This window comes from Streptomyces sp. NPDC001513, from assembly GCF_042894695.1.
Taxonomy (GTDB): domain Bacteria; phylum Actinomycetota; class Actinomycetes; order Streptomycetales; family Streptomycetaceae; genus Streptomyces.
On record NZ_JBIAVU010000004.1, the window covers coordinates 518,494 to 534,828 of the forward strand.

The window sequence follows — 16,335 nt, forward strand, 5'->3', positions numbered from 1 at the left end:
CGCGTACCAACACAGCGCGACGACTCGAACACGTTGCAACAGCGATGACGGCTGCCTGCTTGGGCGGTCCAATCTACCCAACCGGCAGGGTGACATGGGGGGGTTCCCACGTGACAACGGCACGCCAGCACCACACCCGCAGCACACGGTTGCGCACGCTCCTCGCCGCCGCCGCCATCACCACAGCCGTTGCGGCCGTCACCGTCGGCTGCACGAAGGCGAACAAGGCCGCGCCACCTCCGCCCAGCCCGACCGCGTCCCCTAGCCCGTCCGCCGACCCGCAGGCCGCCGAGAAGACCGCGCTGCTCGGCGTCTACCGAGCGTTCTGGGATGCCTCGCTGAAGGCTTACTCCACCGGGTCGATGAAGAACACCGGGATGGAATCCGTGGGCGCCGATAAGGCGTACGCGAAGGTCCAGGCGACACAGATCTACTACCGGGACAACGGTTTCGTCATGACGGGGGCGCCCAACCTGTCACCTCAGGTCACAGCCCTGGATTCGGCTGCCGAACCCCCGAAGGCAACCATCAGCGACTGCATCGACAGCACTGACTACATCCAGGTTGAGAAGCAGAGCGGGGAGCCTGTGGAGACGATGGACAAGAACCGCCGCCATGTTGCCACGTATACGGCGCTCAAGATCGGCGGTGCGTGGCAAATCCGCGACTTCGACATCGCCCGGGACCAGTTGTGCTGAGCAGCACGGGACGCATCGCCACTGTGGCCCTGTTACTCGCAGGGGCCCTGTACGCCGTCCCCGCAGCAGCGGACGAACCCAAGCCCGGCGCTGGCTGTCCGCCCGGCGCAACAGACTGCGACGTATACGCTGGCGGAAAGAAGCCGCCGAAGCCTGGCAGGCCCGGTGATGACGGTAAGCCGGGTGATGGCGGCGGGGGCAGCGGGCCTACGACGTGCATGGCGCGTGACGGCTCCGGTGGGCAGTTCGAGGTGCCGTGCTACGACGAGGAATCGGGCTGGTTCGACGCGTCGAGTTCCTGCTACTGGCGGCTGCTGGAGCCGCCCCCGGCCGCAAATGATCCCGTCTGGGAGGGACACACCCCAGGAGACGGCGCGGTCTACAACGGGCAGTGCCCGGGGCAGCCGCTGGCCGGTGGCCTTCGGTGGTTCCAGAATCCTCCACCCGGCTATGGCGGTGGCCCGAACCTGGAGGCTCTGGCGCAGGAGGCGGTCACGAAGATGCGGCTGCTCGGCGCTGATGTCGGTATCGCTCCCAAGCAGGGCGGCCTCGGCACTGTCGGGGTTCCGGTGTGGGTGTGGAACGGGCCCAGCCCGCAGACGACCGGGCCGACGTCGGCAAGCGCGACCGCCCTCGGGGTGACGGTGACCGCCACGGCGACCGTGGCGGACCTCGTGTGGAACTTCGGCAACGGCTCCTCCGTGTCCTGCCCGTTCCCGGGAACCCCGTACAGCCCGTCGTTCGGGCTGACGCCGCCCAGTGCCGCCAGTGGCCAGTGCGGCATTGCGGGCTACTCCCGTGTCGGTGACTACACGGTGACCGCGACGACTACCTGGGCTGTGCATTGGGTCGGTGGGGGTCAGCAGGGCGATTTGACCACGACCCGCAGTTCGCAGGTTCCGGTGCGCATCGGAGAACTCCAGGTCGTCGGCCAGTAACAGGCCGGGCGACTGAACTTCCTTTCCTGTTCAGGAGGCAGAGCTCGTGAGTACTACCGCAACGCCCTCGGCATCGGGCCGGGCGACCGTACCTGGGCCCGGCGGTGAGCCGGCGGCCGCACCCCGCGTTGTGCGTCAGCGACGTCGCCGCCCGGGGCTGATCGCCCTGTCCGTCGCGCTGATCGCAGCCGGTGGCCTGTCCGGGGCGCTGCTGTTCACCGCGTCCGGGCAGCGTTCTGCCGTGCTGGTGGTGGCCCGCGATGTGCCGGTGGGGGCGGCGATCTCCGATGCGGATCTGGCGCCCGCGTCCCTGGCTCTGGACCCGGCCGTCAAGGCGGTCCCCGTCGCGAAGAAGCACGCCATGGTCGGCCAGCGCGCCGCGGTGGCGCTGAAGGCGGGTTCGCTGCTGTCCCCCGGGCAGGTCACCTCCGTGTCCCTGGTCAAGGTCGGTGAGCAGCTGGTGGGTGTGGCGTTGAAGCCGGCGCAGCTGCCCGCGAGCCGTCTCGCGCCCGGTCAGAAGGTGCTGATCGTCTCCACCCCGGACGCGGCCCAGGCAGCCGGTGGCGGGAGCAAGCCGGCCGAGCCGGCCGCACCCCCGAAGACCCTGGCCGCCACGGTGGTCGCGGTCGGGGTGGCCGCGCCGGCGACCGGCGTCGTGGTGGTGGATGTGGCGGTACCGGCTGCGGACGGGTCTGTGTTGGCCGCGCGGGTGGCCACGGGTGCGATCGCGTTGATCCTGGCGCCGCAGGAGGGCAGCTGATGGCGGTCATCGCGCTGGCCGGGGGGCTCGGGGCTCCGGGGGTGACCACGGCCGCGATGGCGCTGTTGATGACGTGGCCGCTCGCGGAGGGGCACCGGGTGGTGCTGGCCGAGGCCGATCCGGACGGTGGGGCGATCCTGCCGGGTGCGCTCCAGGGCACCCTGGGCAATACCCACGGGCTGAGGAATTTGGCGATCGCGGCTCGTCAGGGACAGCTCGGTGAGGCGTTCTGGCGTCAGCTGGTGGACGTCACCGACGAGGGGACCCGCGATCGTCTGGTGTTGCCCGGTCTCTACGATCCCGCGCACGCCTCGGCGATGGAGCCGGTGTGGAAGCCGCTGGCGCGCCTGTTCGCCGGGATCGAGGAGCACGGGCACGACGTCCTGGTGGACCTGGGCCGGCGCGGTGCGTTCGGGGCGTCCGCTGTGCTGGCGCAGCAGGCGGATGTCGTGTTGATGGTGGCGCGCAACACGCTGCGGAGTCTGCAAAGTGCCCAGGTGCGTCTGGAGGCTCTGCGTGAGGTTCTCGGCGGGAGCGCCGAGCTGGGCATGCTCCTGGTGGACGAGGGGCCGTTCTCCAAGGAAGAGGTCCGCAAGACACTGGGTGTGCCGGTCACGGCGGTGATGCCGTGGCAGCCCAGGCAGGCCAAGGTGCTGTCCGACGGGGCGGAGCAGCCCCGCCGGTTCGAGTCCGGTGAGCTGATGCGCTCCGCGCGGTCGGCCGCGGTCCGTGTGCAGGAGCTGGTGGCGATCCGCCGCTCCCGGCTGGCCCCGCCTCCGCCCGGGCTTGTTACAGGGCGGGTGGTCGGCCATGCGCGCTAGCCCCTTGCACGGTGAACCGCAGGTCACTGCCGGTTCGCTACAGGCACGTCTTGCCTCGCCCCGGCGGGCGCCGGCTGCTTCGGGGCCCGCCGATCCGCGTGCCGCTCTGCCGGTTGTGCCTGCACTGTCCGCTGCCCGGGTGGTGGTGGACTACACGGCGGTGCGGCTGATCAAGAAGGAGGTCGGGGAACGGCTCACCGACCTGCTGCGGGCCCGTCCGGGGATGAGCCTGGCCGCGCAGGAGCAGCAGGGCCGGCACCTGATCAACGAGCAGGTGGCGGTGTGGTCGGATGCCGAGGCCGTCAAGCGCGGCGCGGCGACGAGCCCGGGTGAGGATGCGGCGATCTCGCAGGCCGTGTTCGACCTGCAGTTCCGGGCCGGCCGGCTCCAGCAGCACCTGGACAACACGCTGGTGGAGAACATCTTCATCAACGGCTACCAGGACGTGTGGCTGGACTTCACCGACGGCCGCCGCATCCAGGTCGCACCCGTCGCCGACTCCGACGAGGAGCTGCGCGAGCTCCTGCGGGATCTCGCGCGCCGTACGACGGGGCAGGCGGAGCGGAGCCTGTCGACCGCCGACCCGTTCCTGGCGTTGCGGCTGTCGGACGGGTCCCGTCTGCAGGCCGTCATCGACGTCACCCCCGGCACCTACGTCACGATCCGCCGGCACAGCATGCGTCACGCGGACCTCCCCGAGCTGGTCCATCGCGGAATGCTTGATTCCACTCTGGAGTCGTTCCTGCGTGCCTGTGTGCGGGCGAAGAAGAACGTCATGGTGGTGGGCGGGCAGGCAGCGGGCAAGACCACGCTACTGCGCGCCTTGCTGAAGGAGATCGATCCCGACGAGCGGTTCGCCACCCTGGAGACCGAGTACGAGCTGTTCGCCCACGAGAACGGGCACCACCGTCAGGTCGTGCCGATGGAGGCACGCGAGTCCAACGGCGAGATGGTCGGCGGCCAGGCCGCCGGTGAGATCACGCTCATGGACCTCATGTACCGGGCGCTGCGCATGACGCTGACCCGGATCGTGGTCGGTGAGGTCCGCGGGCCGGAGATCGTGGCGATGCTCCAGGCCATGACGAACGGTGCCGGCGGGAATCTGTGCACGCTGCACGCCATCCACCCGTCGGTGGTGTTCGACCGGATCGCCGAGCTGTACCTCCTGGCCCAAGCCAACATGTCCGAGGCCCTCGCCTACCGGCAGGCCGCGAACGGGCTGCACTTCATCGTGTTCGTCTCCTCCATCGACGAGACGAAGATCGGCGGACACCGCCACCGGTTCGTCTCCCACGTCCTGGAGGTCACCGGGATCGGAGAGGGCGGACGGCCGGAGACGAACGCCATCTTCGGGCCGCGCCCCGAGTGGGGCGAGCACCGGGCGGTTCCGCTCATGCACCCGCGGTGCATCAACGACCTGCGCCGCGCCGGATTCGACGCCGGCCTGCTGAACGTGCCGAGCGGGGCCTGGAACACCGCCCTGCCGCTGCTCGTCGACGAGGAGGCAGGCCTGTGACCGCGCTGCTGATGTGGGTACTGGCCGGACTCGCCCTCGCCGGCGGACTGGTCGGGCTGGTGATCGGAATCGTCGGGACCACCGCCCCCAAGGGCCCGCCCGTCGCTGCCCGCATCCGGGCCGGCCGGCGCCTGGCCAGCCGGGACGAGGGAATGGCCCGCCGCACCCGCCTGGCCGGCGGCGCGCTGGCCGGTGTGGTGCTGTGGCTGGTGACCGGGGTGTTCGTGGCCGGGGCGCTGGTGTTCCTGGCCGTGGTCGGGGTGCCGTGGCTGCTGGCGCCCACGAAGTCGGCCACGACCCGGATCGGGAAGCTGGAGGCACTAGGCGACTGGACCCAGCGCCTGGCCAACGTGCTCCGGCTCGGCCGCGGCCTGGACGAGGCGCTGCAGATCTCCCGAAAGGGCTGCCCCGACGACATCGCCGGCGAGGTCGGGGATCTCGTCGACCGTCTCCAGGTCGGCTGGCGCCCCGCTGACGCGCTGCGCCTGTTCGGGGACGCCCTCGACGATGTGACGGCCGACAAGGTCGTAGCCGCGCTCGTCCTCTCGGCCGCCGACCGGGGCCCGGGCCTGGCGCAGGTGTTGGACGACCTGGCGGAGTCGGTACACGAGGAGGTCGCCCGCAGGCGGGCGATCGAGGCGGACCGGGCCAAGCCCCGCACGACGATGCGGTGGATGACCATCATCACCCTGGGCGTCATCGGCACCGGCTTCCTCATCCCCTCCTACACCGCCCCCTACGGAACGCTGCTGGGGCAGCTGGTCCTCGCCGTCCTCTCGGCCGGCTTCGTGGGCGTTCTGGCGTTGATGCGGCAGATCGCCGACACCAAGCCGGTCCCCCGCTTCCTGATCGCCGACCCCCGCAGCGCCGTCACCCCCGCCCCGATGCCCGAAGGCGGCGCCGAGCACGAGAGCACGGAGGTGACGGCATGATGCCCGTGGCCGCGATTTTGGCCGGCGCAACGATCGGCGCCGGCGCAGCCCTCCTGGTCCGTGAAGTCCTGCGCCCCGCCCCCGCGCTCGGGCCGGCTTTGCGCCGCCTCAACCAGCCCGCACCGCCCCGCGCCGACGCGGCGGCCGACCGTGACGAGCGGTGGGGGCAGTGGCTGGTCGAGCACCTCACCGACGTACCTGGGGTGCGGATCCCCCACAAGGACCTCGCCCTGACCGGCACCACCCCAGCCCGGTTCCTGCTCACGAAGGTGGCCCTGGCGGCCGCCGGCCTGCTGCTGCCGCCCCTGTCCACGATCCCGCTGCTCATGCTGGGCCTGCCCCTGTACCTGCCCGCCATCGTCGGCATCGTGGCCGGGGCTCTGCTGTGGTTCACGCCCGACCTGGCCTTGCGGGACAAGGCCAAACGTGCCCGGGCCGAGTTCGCGCACGCCATGGCCGCCTACCTCGACCTGGTCGCGCTGCGCCGGGCCGGGAACGTGTCGGCCGAACAGGCCATGGAACAGGCCGCGCAGACCGGCCAGGGGTGGGCGTTCGTCCGCATCCAGCAGGCGCTGGCCCGCTCGCGGGTCGACAAAGTGCCGCACTGGGAATCGTTGGCCCGCCTCACAGCCGAACTCGACCTGCCCGTGCTGGACGACCTGGCCGCGATCATGCGGCAGTCCGCCGACGACGGCGCATCCGTCTACGCCACCCTGCGCTCCCGCGCGAAGAACCTCCGCACCGAGCTCCTCAGCGTGCAGGCGACCGAAGCGAACGCCGACAGCGAGAAGATGACCGCCCCCGGCGCACTCCTCGCCGTCCTGGTCATGCTCCTGATCGCCTTCCCCGCCATCATCCGCATGCTCAACACCTGACCCACACAAAGGGAGTTACGAACATGACCAAGCACGCCATCCGACTGGCCATCACCCTCAAGTCGCGCTGGGAGGACATCAAGGAGGGCCGCACCGAGGACCGCGGCGACATCTCCATCACCACGATCATCATCTGGGTCGCCGTCGTCACCGGTGCCATCGCCACCGCCGGGGCACTCGGCGTTCTCATCACCAAGTACAACGGCAAGCTCTCCGGGATCTGAGCGGACAGCGAAGGGCAGCAACGGACGCAACGGGGGTGAAGGAGAACATGCGACACGACGACGCCCAGGCGGAGCCGGGGCTCAATACCAGCGGGGGCCGGGGGGATCGCGGGGAGTCATCCATCCAGATGGCGATCGTGTTCCCGTTCGTCATCGTGGTCACGGTGGCCGTGGTGCAGGCCTCGATGTGGGTCCATGCCCGCAACGTCGCACTGACGGCGGCCCGCGAAGGCGTCGCCGCGGCGCGCACCTACCAGTCCCCCGAGGGCACGGGGGCGGCCCGCGCCCGCGAAAAGCTCGGCCGTATCGCGGGGGACAGCCTGCGCGGGCCCACGGTCAGCACGGCCGGCAGCACAGCCACCGACGTGCGCGTGACCGTGACCGGCAGCGCCCCCTCGATGCTGCCGGGCCTCTCCGGCCTGTCCGTCTCACAGTCCGCATCAGCGCCCCGCGAACGGTGGACCACACCATGACCACAGCCACAACCACAACGGCGGGCGGTTGGCGTGCGCGGCTGCGCGAGGACCAGGGCAGCGAGGCGATCGCCACCGCGATCGTCACCCCACTGCTGCTGATGCTGCTGTGCACGGCGATCGCCGGCGGGCGGATCGTCACCTCCGGCGCGAAAGTCGACGCCGCCGCCGAAGACGCCGCCCGCGCAGCCTCCATCTCCCGCACCTACTCCGGCGCCCAGGCCGAAGCCGGCGAGGCCGCAGCCCGCTCCCTGAACGACCAGGGCATCCGCTGCGCCTCCACCAGCACCAGCGTCGACACCTCCGGACTGGCCGTCCCGCTCGGCGAGGTCGGAACCGTCACCGTGACCATCTCCTGCACAGTGCCGCTGTCCGACCTGCTGCTGCCCGGCGTGCCCGGCTCCAAGACCATGACCAGCACCTTCACCTCCGTCGTGGACGCCTACCGCTCCCGGGAGGGATAAGCCATGCCCCATCCGGTACCCGCCCGCCGGCGGTTTCAAGGGGACGACGGCGGAATCGCCGTCTACACCGCAATCGTCACCATCGCCCTGCTGGGCATCATCGGCCTCGCCATCGACGGCGGCGGCAAACTGCGCGCCACCGAGCGCGCCGACGCCGTCGCCATGGAGGCCGCCCGCGCGGCCGGACAGGCCATCGCCCCCGCCGCAGCCGTCACCGGCGACGGGATACGCGTCGACCCCGAAGCCGCCCAGGCCGCCGCGTACGCCTACCTCTCCCGCACCGGCACCCAGGGCACCGTCGGCCTCTCCGCCGACCGCACCCAGCTGACCGTCACCGTCAACGGGTCCTACGCCACCAAGTTCCTCTCCGTCGTCGGGATCGGCTCGATGAGCGTGAACGGACACGGCAGCGCCCGGCTCCTGCACGGCGTGACCCAACCCGAGTAACCGCCGACCTAGCAGAAGGGCCCCGCTCATGACGAAGCCCACCCCCAAGCCGCCGCGCGGTCCGGCGCGCGGCGGCGCGCAGACGGCGGCCGCCGTGGCCCGCGGCCTGCTCAGCCTCGCCGTCCTGGCCGGGCTCCTCGCCGGCCTGCCGATCCTGCTGTGGTGGGCCACGACGATCGTCGGGCCTCCGGGAGTGGCAGCCCTCGGCTCCCTGTTCTCCACCGACGACTCCGGCCAGGTGTTCCTCCTCGCTCTCGCCGTCGCCGGATGGGCCGGCTGGGCCCTGTTCGCGTGCGCGGTGCTGCTGGAGATCCCCGCCCAGCTCCGCGGCCGCGCCGCCCCGCAGATCCGGGGGCTGGTCGGACAGAGGGCCGCCGCCACACTCGTAGGCGCGGTGCTGCTGGCTCTGCCCACCCCCACCGCCCTCGCCGCGCCGGCCACCGCGGCCATCGCCATCGCGGCGCCGGTGAGCGTGAGCGCCTCCGCCGTCCCCGGCGTCGCTCCCGGGAGCGACGCTGATATGGGGGCCGCGTCGGCCGCTGAGCGCGGGAGCGCGCCGGTGACGTACACGGTGCGGGACGTGAAGCCGGCCGAGAGCCTGTGGTCGATCGCAGAGCAGACCCTCGGCGACGGCCAGCGATGGGAAGAGATCGCCGCACTGAACAGGGGCCGCACCATGGCGGGCGGCAGCATCTTCCAGGCCGAACAGCCCATCCAGCCTGGGTGGATCCTCACCCTCCCCGCCGTAGCGGCGGAGAGCGCGGGCGGTGCACGGGCTCTGGTCGGTGCCGCAGGCGCGGCCGGTGATGGCAGCGTCGAATACCGCGTACAGGAGGGCGACAACCTGTCCTCGATCGCCGCCGACCGACTAGGGGACCCCGACAGGCACACGGAGATCTTCGAGCTCAACCGGGGCGAAGCCCTGCCCGACGGCGCGGGGACGTTCAGCGACCCCAATCTCATCTACCCCGGCCAGCAGCTCACCCTCCCCCAGGCCCGTCACCCCTCGCTGCCTGCCCCCAAAACGGCCGCCCCGACGCCCGGTCCGGAGAAGGCCGATGGGGAGACAGCCACGAAGCCACCAACCGCAACACCATCGCCCGTCACTGCCTCCCCCATTCCTGGCCCCAGCACCTCAGCCCCCGCACCCGCGGCCTCAACCCATGTTCCGAGCGCGAGCACCCCCGCATCCCCGCCCCTCGCACCAAGCGCGAGCGCCACCCCGGCTGCGACGAACCAGGCCGCCGGCATCAACTGGGCACTGATCGGGGGGATCGGCACGCTCCTCGCCGCGTCCCTCGCCGGCGCCCTCGGTGTGCGGCGCATCCTGCAGCAGCGCCAGCGCCGCGCAGGGCAGACGATCGCCCAGGACATCGAGCCCACCCACACCGAACAGACCGTGGCCGCCGCATCGGAGCTCGCCGGCATCGAGCTCCTCGACCACGTCCTGCGCACGCTCGCCCATCACAGCACCAAGGCCGGGCGGGATCTGCCCGCCCTGCGCGGGGCCCACCTCACTGGCGCCGACGGCATCACACTCCTGCTGGACGAACCCGCCGAGCCTCTCACCCCGTTCACCGCCGGACCCGACACCCGGACCTGGATCCTGGACCCTGCCGCCACCCTGGCGAGCGCCGCAGAACTGCAGGAGGTCCAGGCCCCCTATCCCGGGCTGGTCACGCTGGGCGCCGACGAAGCGGGCCTGCTCCTGGCCGACCTCACGACCTGCCGTGTGCTGCTGCTAGACGGCGCCCCAGACGAAGTCCTTGAAGTAGCCCGCGCCCTCGCCCTGGAACTGGGCACCTCTGCGTGGACCGACTACAGCGAAATCCTCACCACCGGACTGGGCACCCGCCTCGCCGGCCTTCTGCCGCAGGGCCGGATCCGTACCATGCCGCACCTGCCGGCCGTAGCTGCCGACCTCGGGGAACTCCTCCTCGAGGCACACCAGAGCGGGGAACAGGTCCTGCCGTGGCTCCTCATCAGCGCAGGGGACCACGCCGATGACACCGTCATCCAGCTCGCAGACGCCCTGTCCGCCGCCCGCGACCTGCAGACAGCCGTGGTCCTGCCCGCCACCGAGAGCGCACGCCACGCGTTCCCCCACGCCGAGATCCTCGACACCACCCGCGACCACGAGGCTCCCTTGGCCCCGCTGGAGGCCCTGGTCACCCTCCAGCGCGTCACGGACGAGCAGTACCGGGAGTACATCCACGCCCTTCAGGTCTCGATCGAGGAGCCGGCCGCCGCGACCGGTCCATGGGAGTTCGCCGAGGACCACGGCCAGGCGGCCGCCGCCGGAGCGCCGCTGTCCGTCCGGGTCACCGGCGCCGACGCCACACAGGACCCCGGCAACCCCTTCCCCACACTCCTCGCCGGTGTCGCCCCCACCCCGCCCGCCGATGACTCGAGCGACACCGTCCCGGCAGAGGACTCCGAGCAGGACCCGGCCGAACCGGCCCCGGTCCTGCCCCGGCAGACGACCACTCAAAACGCCGATCCGGACGCGCAGTCAGCAGCCGCACAGGCCGACAAGAGCGCCGGCGTGCGAATCGACATGCTCGGGCCGCTCCGCATCACCGGCGGTACCGGCTCCACCCACGCCCACACGCCACGCACCACCGCCGTCGCAGCTCTCATCCACCTCCGCCCCGGACGCACCACCGAGTTCCTGTGCCGGGCCATGGCCCCGGTCAGCCCCTGGAGCACACGCACCCTGCACTCCCGTCTCTCCGAACTCCGCAACGAGATCGGACTCTCCGACGACGGAAACCCGCTGCTGCCCCGCCCCAAGAACGGCGCCGGGTACACCTTCCACTGTGACGTCACCTCCGACTGGGACCACTTCCAACACCTAGCCACCCGCGGCCTGGCCGCCGGACCGCATGACGGAATGGCTGACCTGGAAACCGCCATGGCGCTGGTGCGGGGCAAGCCGTTCGACGGCCGGACCCCGCCGTGGGCCGACCCGGTGATCCAGGAAATGCTGTCCCGGATCACCGACACCGCCCACACCCTCGCCCGCTGGCACACCGACGGCGACACACCCGACCTCGACGCCGCCCGCCGGATCGTCTTCCACGCCCTCGACATCGAGGAGACATCCGAAGTCCTCTACCGAGACCTCCTGCACATCGAATGGGCCGCCGACAATGCAGCAGCCGTCCGCAGAACCGTCGCACGCCTCCAACAGATGGCACGTACCTACGACATCACCCTGAACGACCTGACCGAGGACACCATCAACCTGGTCCTGTCGGGACGCCCCTCCCCCATCGCCGCCATCTGACGCCGCCTGAACAGCCGTGTGAGGCGTGATTGATGCAGATCCCGATTTTTGGCTCTTCCCGGAGCTCCGTGACCCAGGTCAGGCTCTGGGTACGGGAAGTTCTGGCAGGGCCCCCCCTGCACAAACTCGTCGGAACCGGCTGGACCATCAGCGCCATCGCCCGCCGGATCCACCTCGACCGCAAGACCGTCCGGCCCTTCCGCGAAACCGACCTCGACCAGCTCCGGGCCTCCGCCCCACGAACGCCGACCGGCCGAAGTGCTAGAACCGTGCAAGCCCTACTCGGCCACTCGCTTCGCCGAAAGCCTCCACACCAGCGGCAGCAGGCTCTTCCTGGAGATCCGCGAACGCGGCTACCGCGGCAGCCGCCAAGACGTCCGCAAACACCTCGCCGCCCTCCGCGCCAGCACGCCGAACCCGTCCGAGCCGACATCCCCAGCCCCCAGAAGATCACCAGCTGGACCATACGGCCACAGGATGCCCTCCCGCCCGACCTTGCCCACCGCCTGCTCGACGTTCGGATCGCCGGCCCAACATCGCCTGCGCCTGCGATCCCGCCCGAGCCGTCGCCAAACTCCACCGGAACCGGCGCGGCTTCCTGCTGACCGAGTGGATCCGCGAGGGCAGGCCGAACAGGTCGTCCGGAAGCCGATCAGCGGAGTCACCGCTTCCTCTGCGGCGCCCTCAACGCCGCCATCGCCGGACTCACCCTTCAATGGAGCTCAGGCATCATCGAAAGCCATGCCAATCGGGTCAAACGTTCAAGAGGGCGCGCTCGCCCGACGGCACCGAACACCGGCGCCGGAGGCGGGGACCCGCTTGCCGGTGCTACCCGCGGGCCGGTTCGTCGCGGGTTATGACAGGCCGTAGCGGCGGGCTGATTCCTCCTCCTGGGCGAGGCGGTGCAGTGCCCTGAGCACCGGCTGGAAGAGGATGGTGGCTGCGACGGCGGTCTCCACCTTCTCCGTCTCGGAGGGGTGGGTCTCCACGAAGTCCAGGTCCCGCACCGCCGCTTGGTGCATCAGCCGGCCGTATGGGGCCATCAGCTCGGCGTCCCACGGGTAGCCGAGCCGGTTGAGCGTGGCCACCGCCACCACCAGCGAGCGGTGGACGGGCGAAAGCGCCCCCAGCTCCCGGGTGGTCGTCCAGCCCAGCATGTCGAGCAGCAGGTCCACCTCGGCGCGGGCGGCGATGACGGCCTCGTCGGCGTCGCCCTCCGCACCCTCGTCCGGTCCGTCGTCCTGGGGCAGCGCCCAGAGGGCCGCGCCCAGCCGGATGGTCCGGCCCAGCGAATCGTCGTCGACGTGCTCGAGCACCTTCCTGACCGTCGCCACCGGGACGTTGCCGACCTGGATCATCGCGCGGACCAGTCGCAGCCGCCGCAGGTGGCCCTCGTCGTAGTCGGCGGTCGTCGCGCTGACGCGACAGCCCGGCGGCAGCAGGCCTTCGCGCAGGTAGTACTTGATCGTCGCGATGGCCACACCACTCCGCTCACTCAACTCCGCGAGCCGCACTCTTGAACCTTCCCTTGGCCAGTGTCACGATCCAACCACCTGACAGTTGGACAGCAACACTATCCAACAAGGCGATCGGGAGGCCGACGTGTTCGCGAAACCCTTACTGGGTCGTACCACCGCAGTCGCTGAGGGGAACGTCGTCGTATTGTTCATCGGGGTACGCGTCAACCACTTCCGGGCCGCGCACCAATGGCCGCCCGTGGTACTGGCGATGCCGCGCATGCTCCGCGAAGTGGCCCGGGACAAGAGCCGGGGCCTGCTCGGGCGCGTCCTGCTGACCGCCTCGCCGCGCACGTACTACGTGGTCCAGTACTGGGAGTCCAAGGAGAAGCTCTACGCCTACGCCGCCGCCCCGGACATGCTCCACCACAAGGCATGGTCGATCATGAACCGCAAGGAACGCGAGTCCAAGCTGCACGGGCACGTGGGTCTGTGGCACGAGTCCTACATCGCGCCCGAGGCGTCGTACGAGGCGATCTACGTCTGATCTTGCGCAGTGCTCCGCCCCTTCAGGGCGGGGGTGAAGCGCATCCTTGGCTCGGAGGCGCGGAGCGTCGGAGTTCTCTGCGTCTTTGCGGTGACGGTCAGGTCGGGCGCTTCTGGTTCTCGATGTACTGCTTGACGACGGTCAGCGGCGCGCCGCCGCAGGACCCGGCGAAGTAGGAGCCGGACCAGAAGCGTCCGCCCCACAGGTACCGGCGCACGTGCGTGTCGTATTCCTTGCGCAGCAGCCGAGCCGAGACGCCCTTGAGCGAGTTGACCAGCTTGGAGAGCTGGACCTTCGGCGGGTAGTGCACCAGAAGGTGCACGTGGTCGTCCTCGCCGTTGAACTGTTTCAGCTCAGCCTCGAAGTCGGCGCACACCTCCCGCATGATCTCCTCGCACCGCCTCAGCATGACGTCGGTCATGGCGTTGCGCCGGTATTTCGTAACGAAAACCAAATGGACGTGCAGGTCGTAGACGACGTAACGACCAGTGCGAACATCGGGATTGGGGTTCCAGCGTGGTGACATAAACCAAAGGGTATGGTGATCGGCATGCAGCTTCGGTACAGCTTCCGCGTGTACCCGACCGTCGGTCAGCGCACGGCGCTGGCGAGGGCGTTCGGGTGCGCTCGGGTCGTCTTCAACGACGCGCTTCGCGTCCGTGAGACCGCCCACGCCACCGGGCTGCCGTTCGTTCCCTCGGGCGAGCTGTCCAAGCGGCTCACCGCCGCCAAGAAGACTCCCGAGCGGGAATGGCTCGGCGAGGTGTCATCGGTCGTGTTGCAGCAGTCCCTCAGGGACCTGGACACCGCCTACCGAAATTTCTTCGACGGCCTCAAGGGCAAACGCCCACGCATGGGCGCACCCCGTTTCAAGTCCCGGAAGGACACCCGTCAGGCGATTCGCTTCACCGCGAACGCCGGATGGAAGATCACGACAGGGGGGAAGCTCCGGCTCCCCAAGGTCGGCGACCTGGCCGTGAAGTGGTCCCGCACCCTTCCCTCGATTCCGTCCACGGTGACCGTGGTCAGGGACAGTGCGGGACGGCACTTCGCCTCGTTCGTGGTCGAGACCGACCCCGAGACGCTGCCGGATACGGACAGCCTGGTCGGCATCGACCTGGGCCTGACCCACTTCGCGATCCTCTCCGACGGCACGAAGATCGACAGTCCCCGCTTCATGCGCCGGGCCGGGAAGAAGTTGAAGAAGGCGCAGCGGGACTTGTCCCGCAAAACGAAGGGATCAGCGAACCGGGAAAAGGCCCGCATCAAAGTCGCCCGCGCCCACGCACGGACCGCCGATGCGCGGCGCGAGTTCCACCACCAGCTCTCCACCAAGATCATCCGCGAAAACCAAGCGGTTGCAGTGGAGGACCTGGCGGTCAAGGGACTCGCCCGCACCCGCATGGCCAAATCCGTACACGACGCCGGATGGTCGACGTTCACCGCGATGCTGGAGTACAAGGCCGCCCGGTACGGGCGCACCTTCATACGCATCGGACGGTTCGAGCCCACGTCTCAGGCCTGCTCGGCCTGCGGCGTCAAGGACGGCCCCAAGCCCCTCAACGTCCGCGTGTGGACGTGCGGGGCCTGCGGGGCTGTCCTCGATCGGGACATCAATGCGGCGGTCAACGTCGCCAAGGCCGCCGGACTGGCGGCATCGGCCTGCGGAGCGCAGGTAAGACCGGGACTCGTCCCGGCACAGCGCGAAGAAACAGGAACCCACCCGAAGCCACAGCCGGTGACCACCGGCAGGCAGGCGGGAATCACCGCCCTTTAGGGCGGAGAGGAAGTCAATTCGACATGCCGCCCTTCGGACTGGCCGCAGCTACCGGGGCGCTGCCCGTCGAACGCCGTGGCCGGCGCGCGGCCGAATGGTTGGCCCACCGTTCGTCCGCTGCCGAACCCGCCCAGTGACCCGACCCTCCCCGTGAACCGGCCCCTCGGTCACGGCCGGTGCCTCGTCGCGACGGCGGCCCGGATCCGGACGGTCCGGCTGTAGCGACCAGCGGGGTCGTGGTCCAGCAGGGCCTGGCGGAGCTCGGACTCGAAGGCGGCCCTGCGGTCGCCGAACAGGGCCGGGCCGGAGGAGGGGCAGGAGAACCGGAGGCCGACCACCTGGTCCACGGTGTGGCGCAGGGTCTGGTCCCAGGTGAAGGTCTCGACGCGGGAGAACGGCGACTTGGCGAGATGGTCCTCGGCGTCCTCTGCGGCCTCGGCGCCCTCCGGCCCGCCCGGCCGGTCCGCGTCGTCCCACTCGTCCGCCCCGCCGGGGCCGGGGCCGGGGCCGGGGCCGAGGAACCGCGCGCACACCTCCTCGACGACCGCCGCCCAGGGTGGGCGCGGGACGCCGGGCCGGGGCACGAAGTCGACCAGGACGATCCCGCCCCGGGGCGCGAGCATGCCGTCCAGATCGGCCGGCACCCGGTCCCGGTCCATCAGGTGGAAGGCCCTGCCGATGACGCACAGGTCGATCCGGGGCAGGCAGAGCCGGCCGATGCCGGCGGCGTCACCCACCAGCCAGGCGGTGTTCGCAAGGCCCCGCTCCTCGGCGAGCCGGGCCCCCTCGGCGAGCATGGCCGGCTCCGGGTCGACGGCGTAGACCTGATCGGCCAGCGGAGCCAGGGCCAGGGTGATCGGGCCGGGCCCGGCGCCGAGGTCCAGTACGGTCTGCGACCCGTCGAGCGCGAACCGGTCCGCGAGCAGCTCGTAGAACTCCGCGGGGTACGGGGGCCGGTAGCGGGCGTAGTACGGGGCTGCGGACGCGTACGGGGTGCTCATGGGGTCCTCCCGGGCCGGGGTCGATCCGCCGATGGTGGGGCACAACCCGGCGTCCGGCGGCGACCGGCACCGGAAATCCCCCGTACGGATTCCCCGGCCGCCCCTCCCGAGCGGTT

General features: G+C 70.6%; 16 protein-coding genes and 1 pseudogene. 14 read left to right on the forward strand and 3 right to left on the reverse strand.

Annotated elements, in window-relative coordinates; all coding sequences use genetic code 11:
* Positions 1–110: 110 nt before the first annotated feature.
* From ACFYZ4_RS11650 to ACFYZ4_RS11705, 12 genes are all read left to right on the forward strand, one after another.
* The gene (locus tag ACFYZ4_RS11650; RefSeq protein WP_390783776.1) at positions 111–698 is read left to right on the forward strand and encodes a hypothetical protein; all 588 of its coding nucleotides are present in this window, start codon (positions 111–113) and stop codon (positions 696–698) included.
* Between the two features lie 218 nt (positions 699–916).
* Positions 917–1,636, forward strand: coding sequence for an ATP/GTP-binding protein (locus tag ACFYZ4_RS11655; RefSeq protein ID WP_390783777.1), 720 nt, complete (start codon positions 917–919; stop codon positions 1,634–1,636).
* A 46-nt stretch (positions 1,637–1,682) separates the two neighbouring features.
* A complete protein-coding gene (locus tag ACFYZ4_RS11660) occupies positions 1,683–2,396 on the forward strand; it encodes an SAF domain-containing protein (protein WP_390783778.1) in 714 nt (237 codons plus the stop codon).
* A complete protein-coding gene (locus ACFYZ4_RS11665; RefSeq protein WP_390783779.1) occupies positions 2,396–3,217 on the forward strand; it encodes a hypothetical protein in 822 nt (273 codons plus the stop codon). Before ACFYZ4_RS11660 ends, ACFYZ4_RS11665 begins: the two co-directional genes overlap by 1 nt.
* Entirely contained in the window at positions 3,207–4,733 is a 1,527-nt protein-coding gene (locus tag ACFYZ4_RS11670; RefSeq protein WP_390783780.1) for a CpaF family protein, read from the forward strand. Before ACFYZ4_RS11665 ends, ACFYZ4_RS11670 begins: the two co-directional genes overlap by 11 nt.
* Positions 4,734–4,744: 11 nt before the next feature.
* The gene (locus ACFYZ4_RS11675) at positions 4,745–5,665 is read left to right on the forward strand and encodes a type II secretion system F family protein (RefSeq protein ID WP_390783828.1); all 921 of its coding nucleotides are present in this window, start codon (positions 4,745–4,747) and stop codon (positions 5,663–5,665) included.
* Complete coding sequence (locus ACFYZ4_RS11680; protein WP_390783781.1) at positions 5,662–6,540, forward strand: type II secretion system F family protein; 879 nt, start codon at positions 5,662–5,664, stop codon at positions 6,538–6,540. The genes ACFYZ4_RS11675 and ACFYZ4_RS11680 overlap by 4 nt, the downstream gene beginning before the upstream one ends.
* A 23-nt stretch (positions 6,541–6,563) precedes the next feature.
* Complete coding sequence (locus ACFYZ4_RS11685; RefSeq protein ID WP_390783782.1) at positions 6,564–6,764, forward strand: hypothetical protein; 201 nt, start codon at positions 6,564–6,566, stop codon at positions 6,762–6,764.
* 47 nt (positions 6,765–6,811) lie between these two features.
* Positions 6,812–7,237 carry a TadE/TadG family type IV pilus assembly protein gene (locus ACFYZ4_RS11690; protein ID WP_390783783.1) on the forward strand — a complete coding sequence of 142 codons (426 nt, stop codon included), beginning with the start codon at positions 6,812–6,814 and terminating at the stop codon, positions 7,235–7,237.
* A complete protein-coding gene (locus ACFYZ4_RS11695; RefSeq protein ID WP_390783784.1) occupies positions 7,234–7,701 on the forward strand; it encodes a TadE/TadG family type IV pilus assembly protein in 468 nt (155 codons plus the stop codon). Before ACFYZ4_RS11690 ends, ACFYZ4_RS11695 begins: the two co-directional genes overlap by 4 nt.
* A gap of 3 nt (positions 7,702–7,704) precedes the next feature.
* The gene (locus ACFYZ4_RS11700) at positions 7,705–8,148 is read left to right on the forward strand and encodes a pilus assembly protein TadG-related protein (protein ID WP_390783785.1); all 444 of its coding nucleotides are present in this window, start codon (positions 7,705–7,707) and stop codon (positions 8,146–8,148) included.
* Between the two features lie 28 nt (positions 8,149–8,176).
* On the forward strand, positions 8,177–11,437 hold the full coding sequence (locus tag ACFYZ4_RS11705) for a LysM peptidoglycan-binding domain-containing protein (RefSeq protein ID WP_390783786.1): 3,261 nt from the start codon (positions 8,177–8,179) through the stop codon (positions 11,435–11,437).
* Between the two features lie 854 nt (positions 11,438–12,291).
* Here ACFYZ4_RS11705 and ACFYZ4_RS11710 read toward each other — a convergent pair.
* Positions 12,292–12,951 (reverse strand): MerR family transcriptional regulator, encoded by a 660-nt coding sequence (locus ACFYZ4_RS11710; RefSeq protein WP_390783787.1) that lies wholly within the window; start codon positions 12,949–12,951, stop codon positions 12,292–12,294.
* Positions 12,952–13,039: 88 nt separating this feature from the next.
* Between ACFYZ4_RS11710 and ACFYZ4_RS11715 the strand changes: the two are divergent.
* Positions 13,040–13,435: pseudogene (locus ACFYZ4_RS11715) on the forward strand (DUF4188 domain-containing protein); the annotation flags it as partial.
* A gap of 103 nt (positions 13,436–13,538) precedes the next feature.
* Here the strand turns inward: ACFYZ4_RS11715 and tnpA are convergent.
* Complete coding sequence (gene tnpA / locus ACFYZ4_RS11720) at positions 13,539–13,967, reverse strand: IS200/IS605 family transposase (RefSeq protein ID WP_390783788.1); 429 nt, start codon at positions 13,965–13,967, stop codon at positions 13,539–13,541.
* Between the two features lie 24 nt (positions 13,968–13,991).
* Here tnpA and ACFYZ4_RS11725 point away from each other — a divergent pair, with 24 nt between their 5' ends.
* A complete protein-coding gene (locus ACFYZ4_RS11725; protein WP_390783789.1) occupies positions 13,992–15,218 on the forward strand; it encodes an RNA-guided endonuclease InsQ/TnpB family protein in 1,227 nt (408 codons plus the stop codon).
* Between the two features lie 167 nt (positions 15,219–15,385).
* Here ACFYZ4_RS11725 and ACFYZ4_RS11730 read toward each other — a convergent pair whose 3' ends face one another.
* Positions 15,386–16,219, reverse strand: coding sequence for a class I SAM-dependent methyltransferase (locus tag ACFYZ4_RS11730; protein WP_390783790.1), 834 nt, complete (start codon positions 16,217–16,219; stop codon positions 15,386–15,388).
* Between the last annotated feature and the right edge of the window lie 116 nt (positions 16,220–16,335).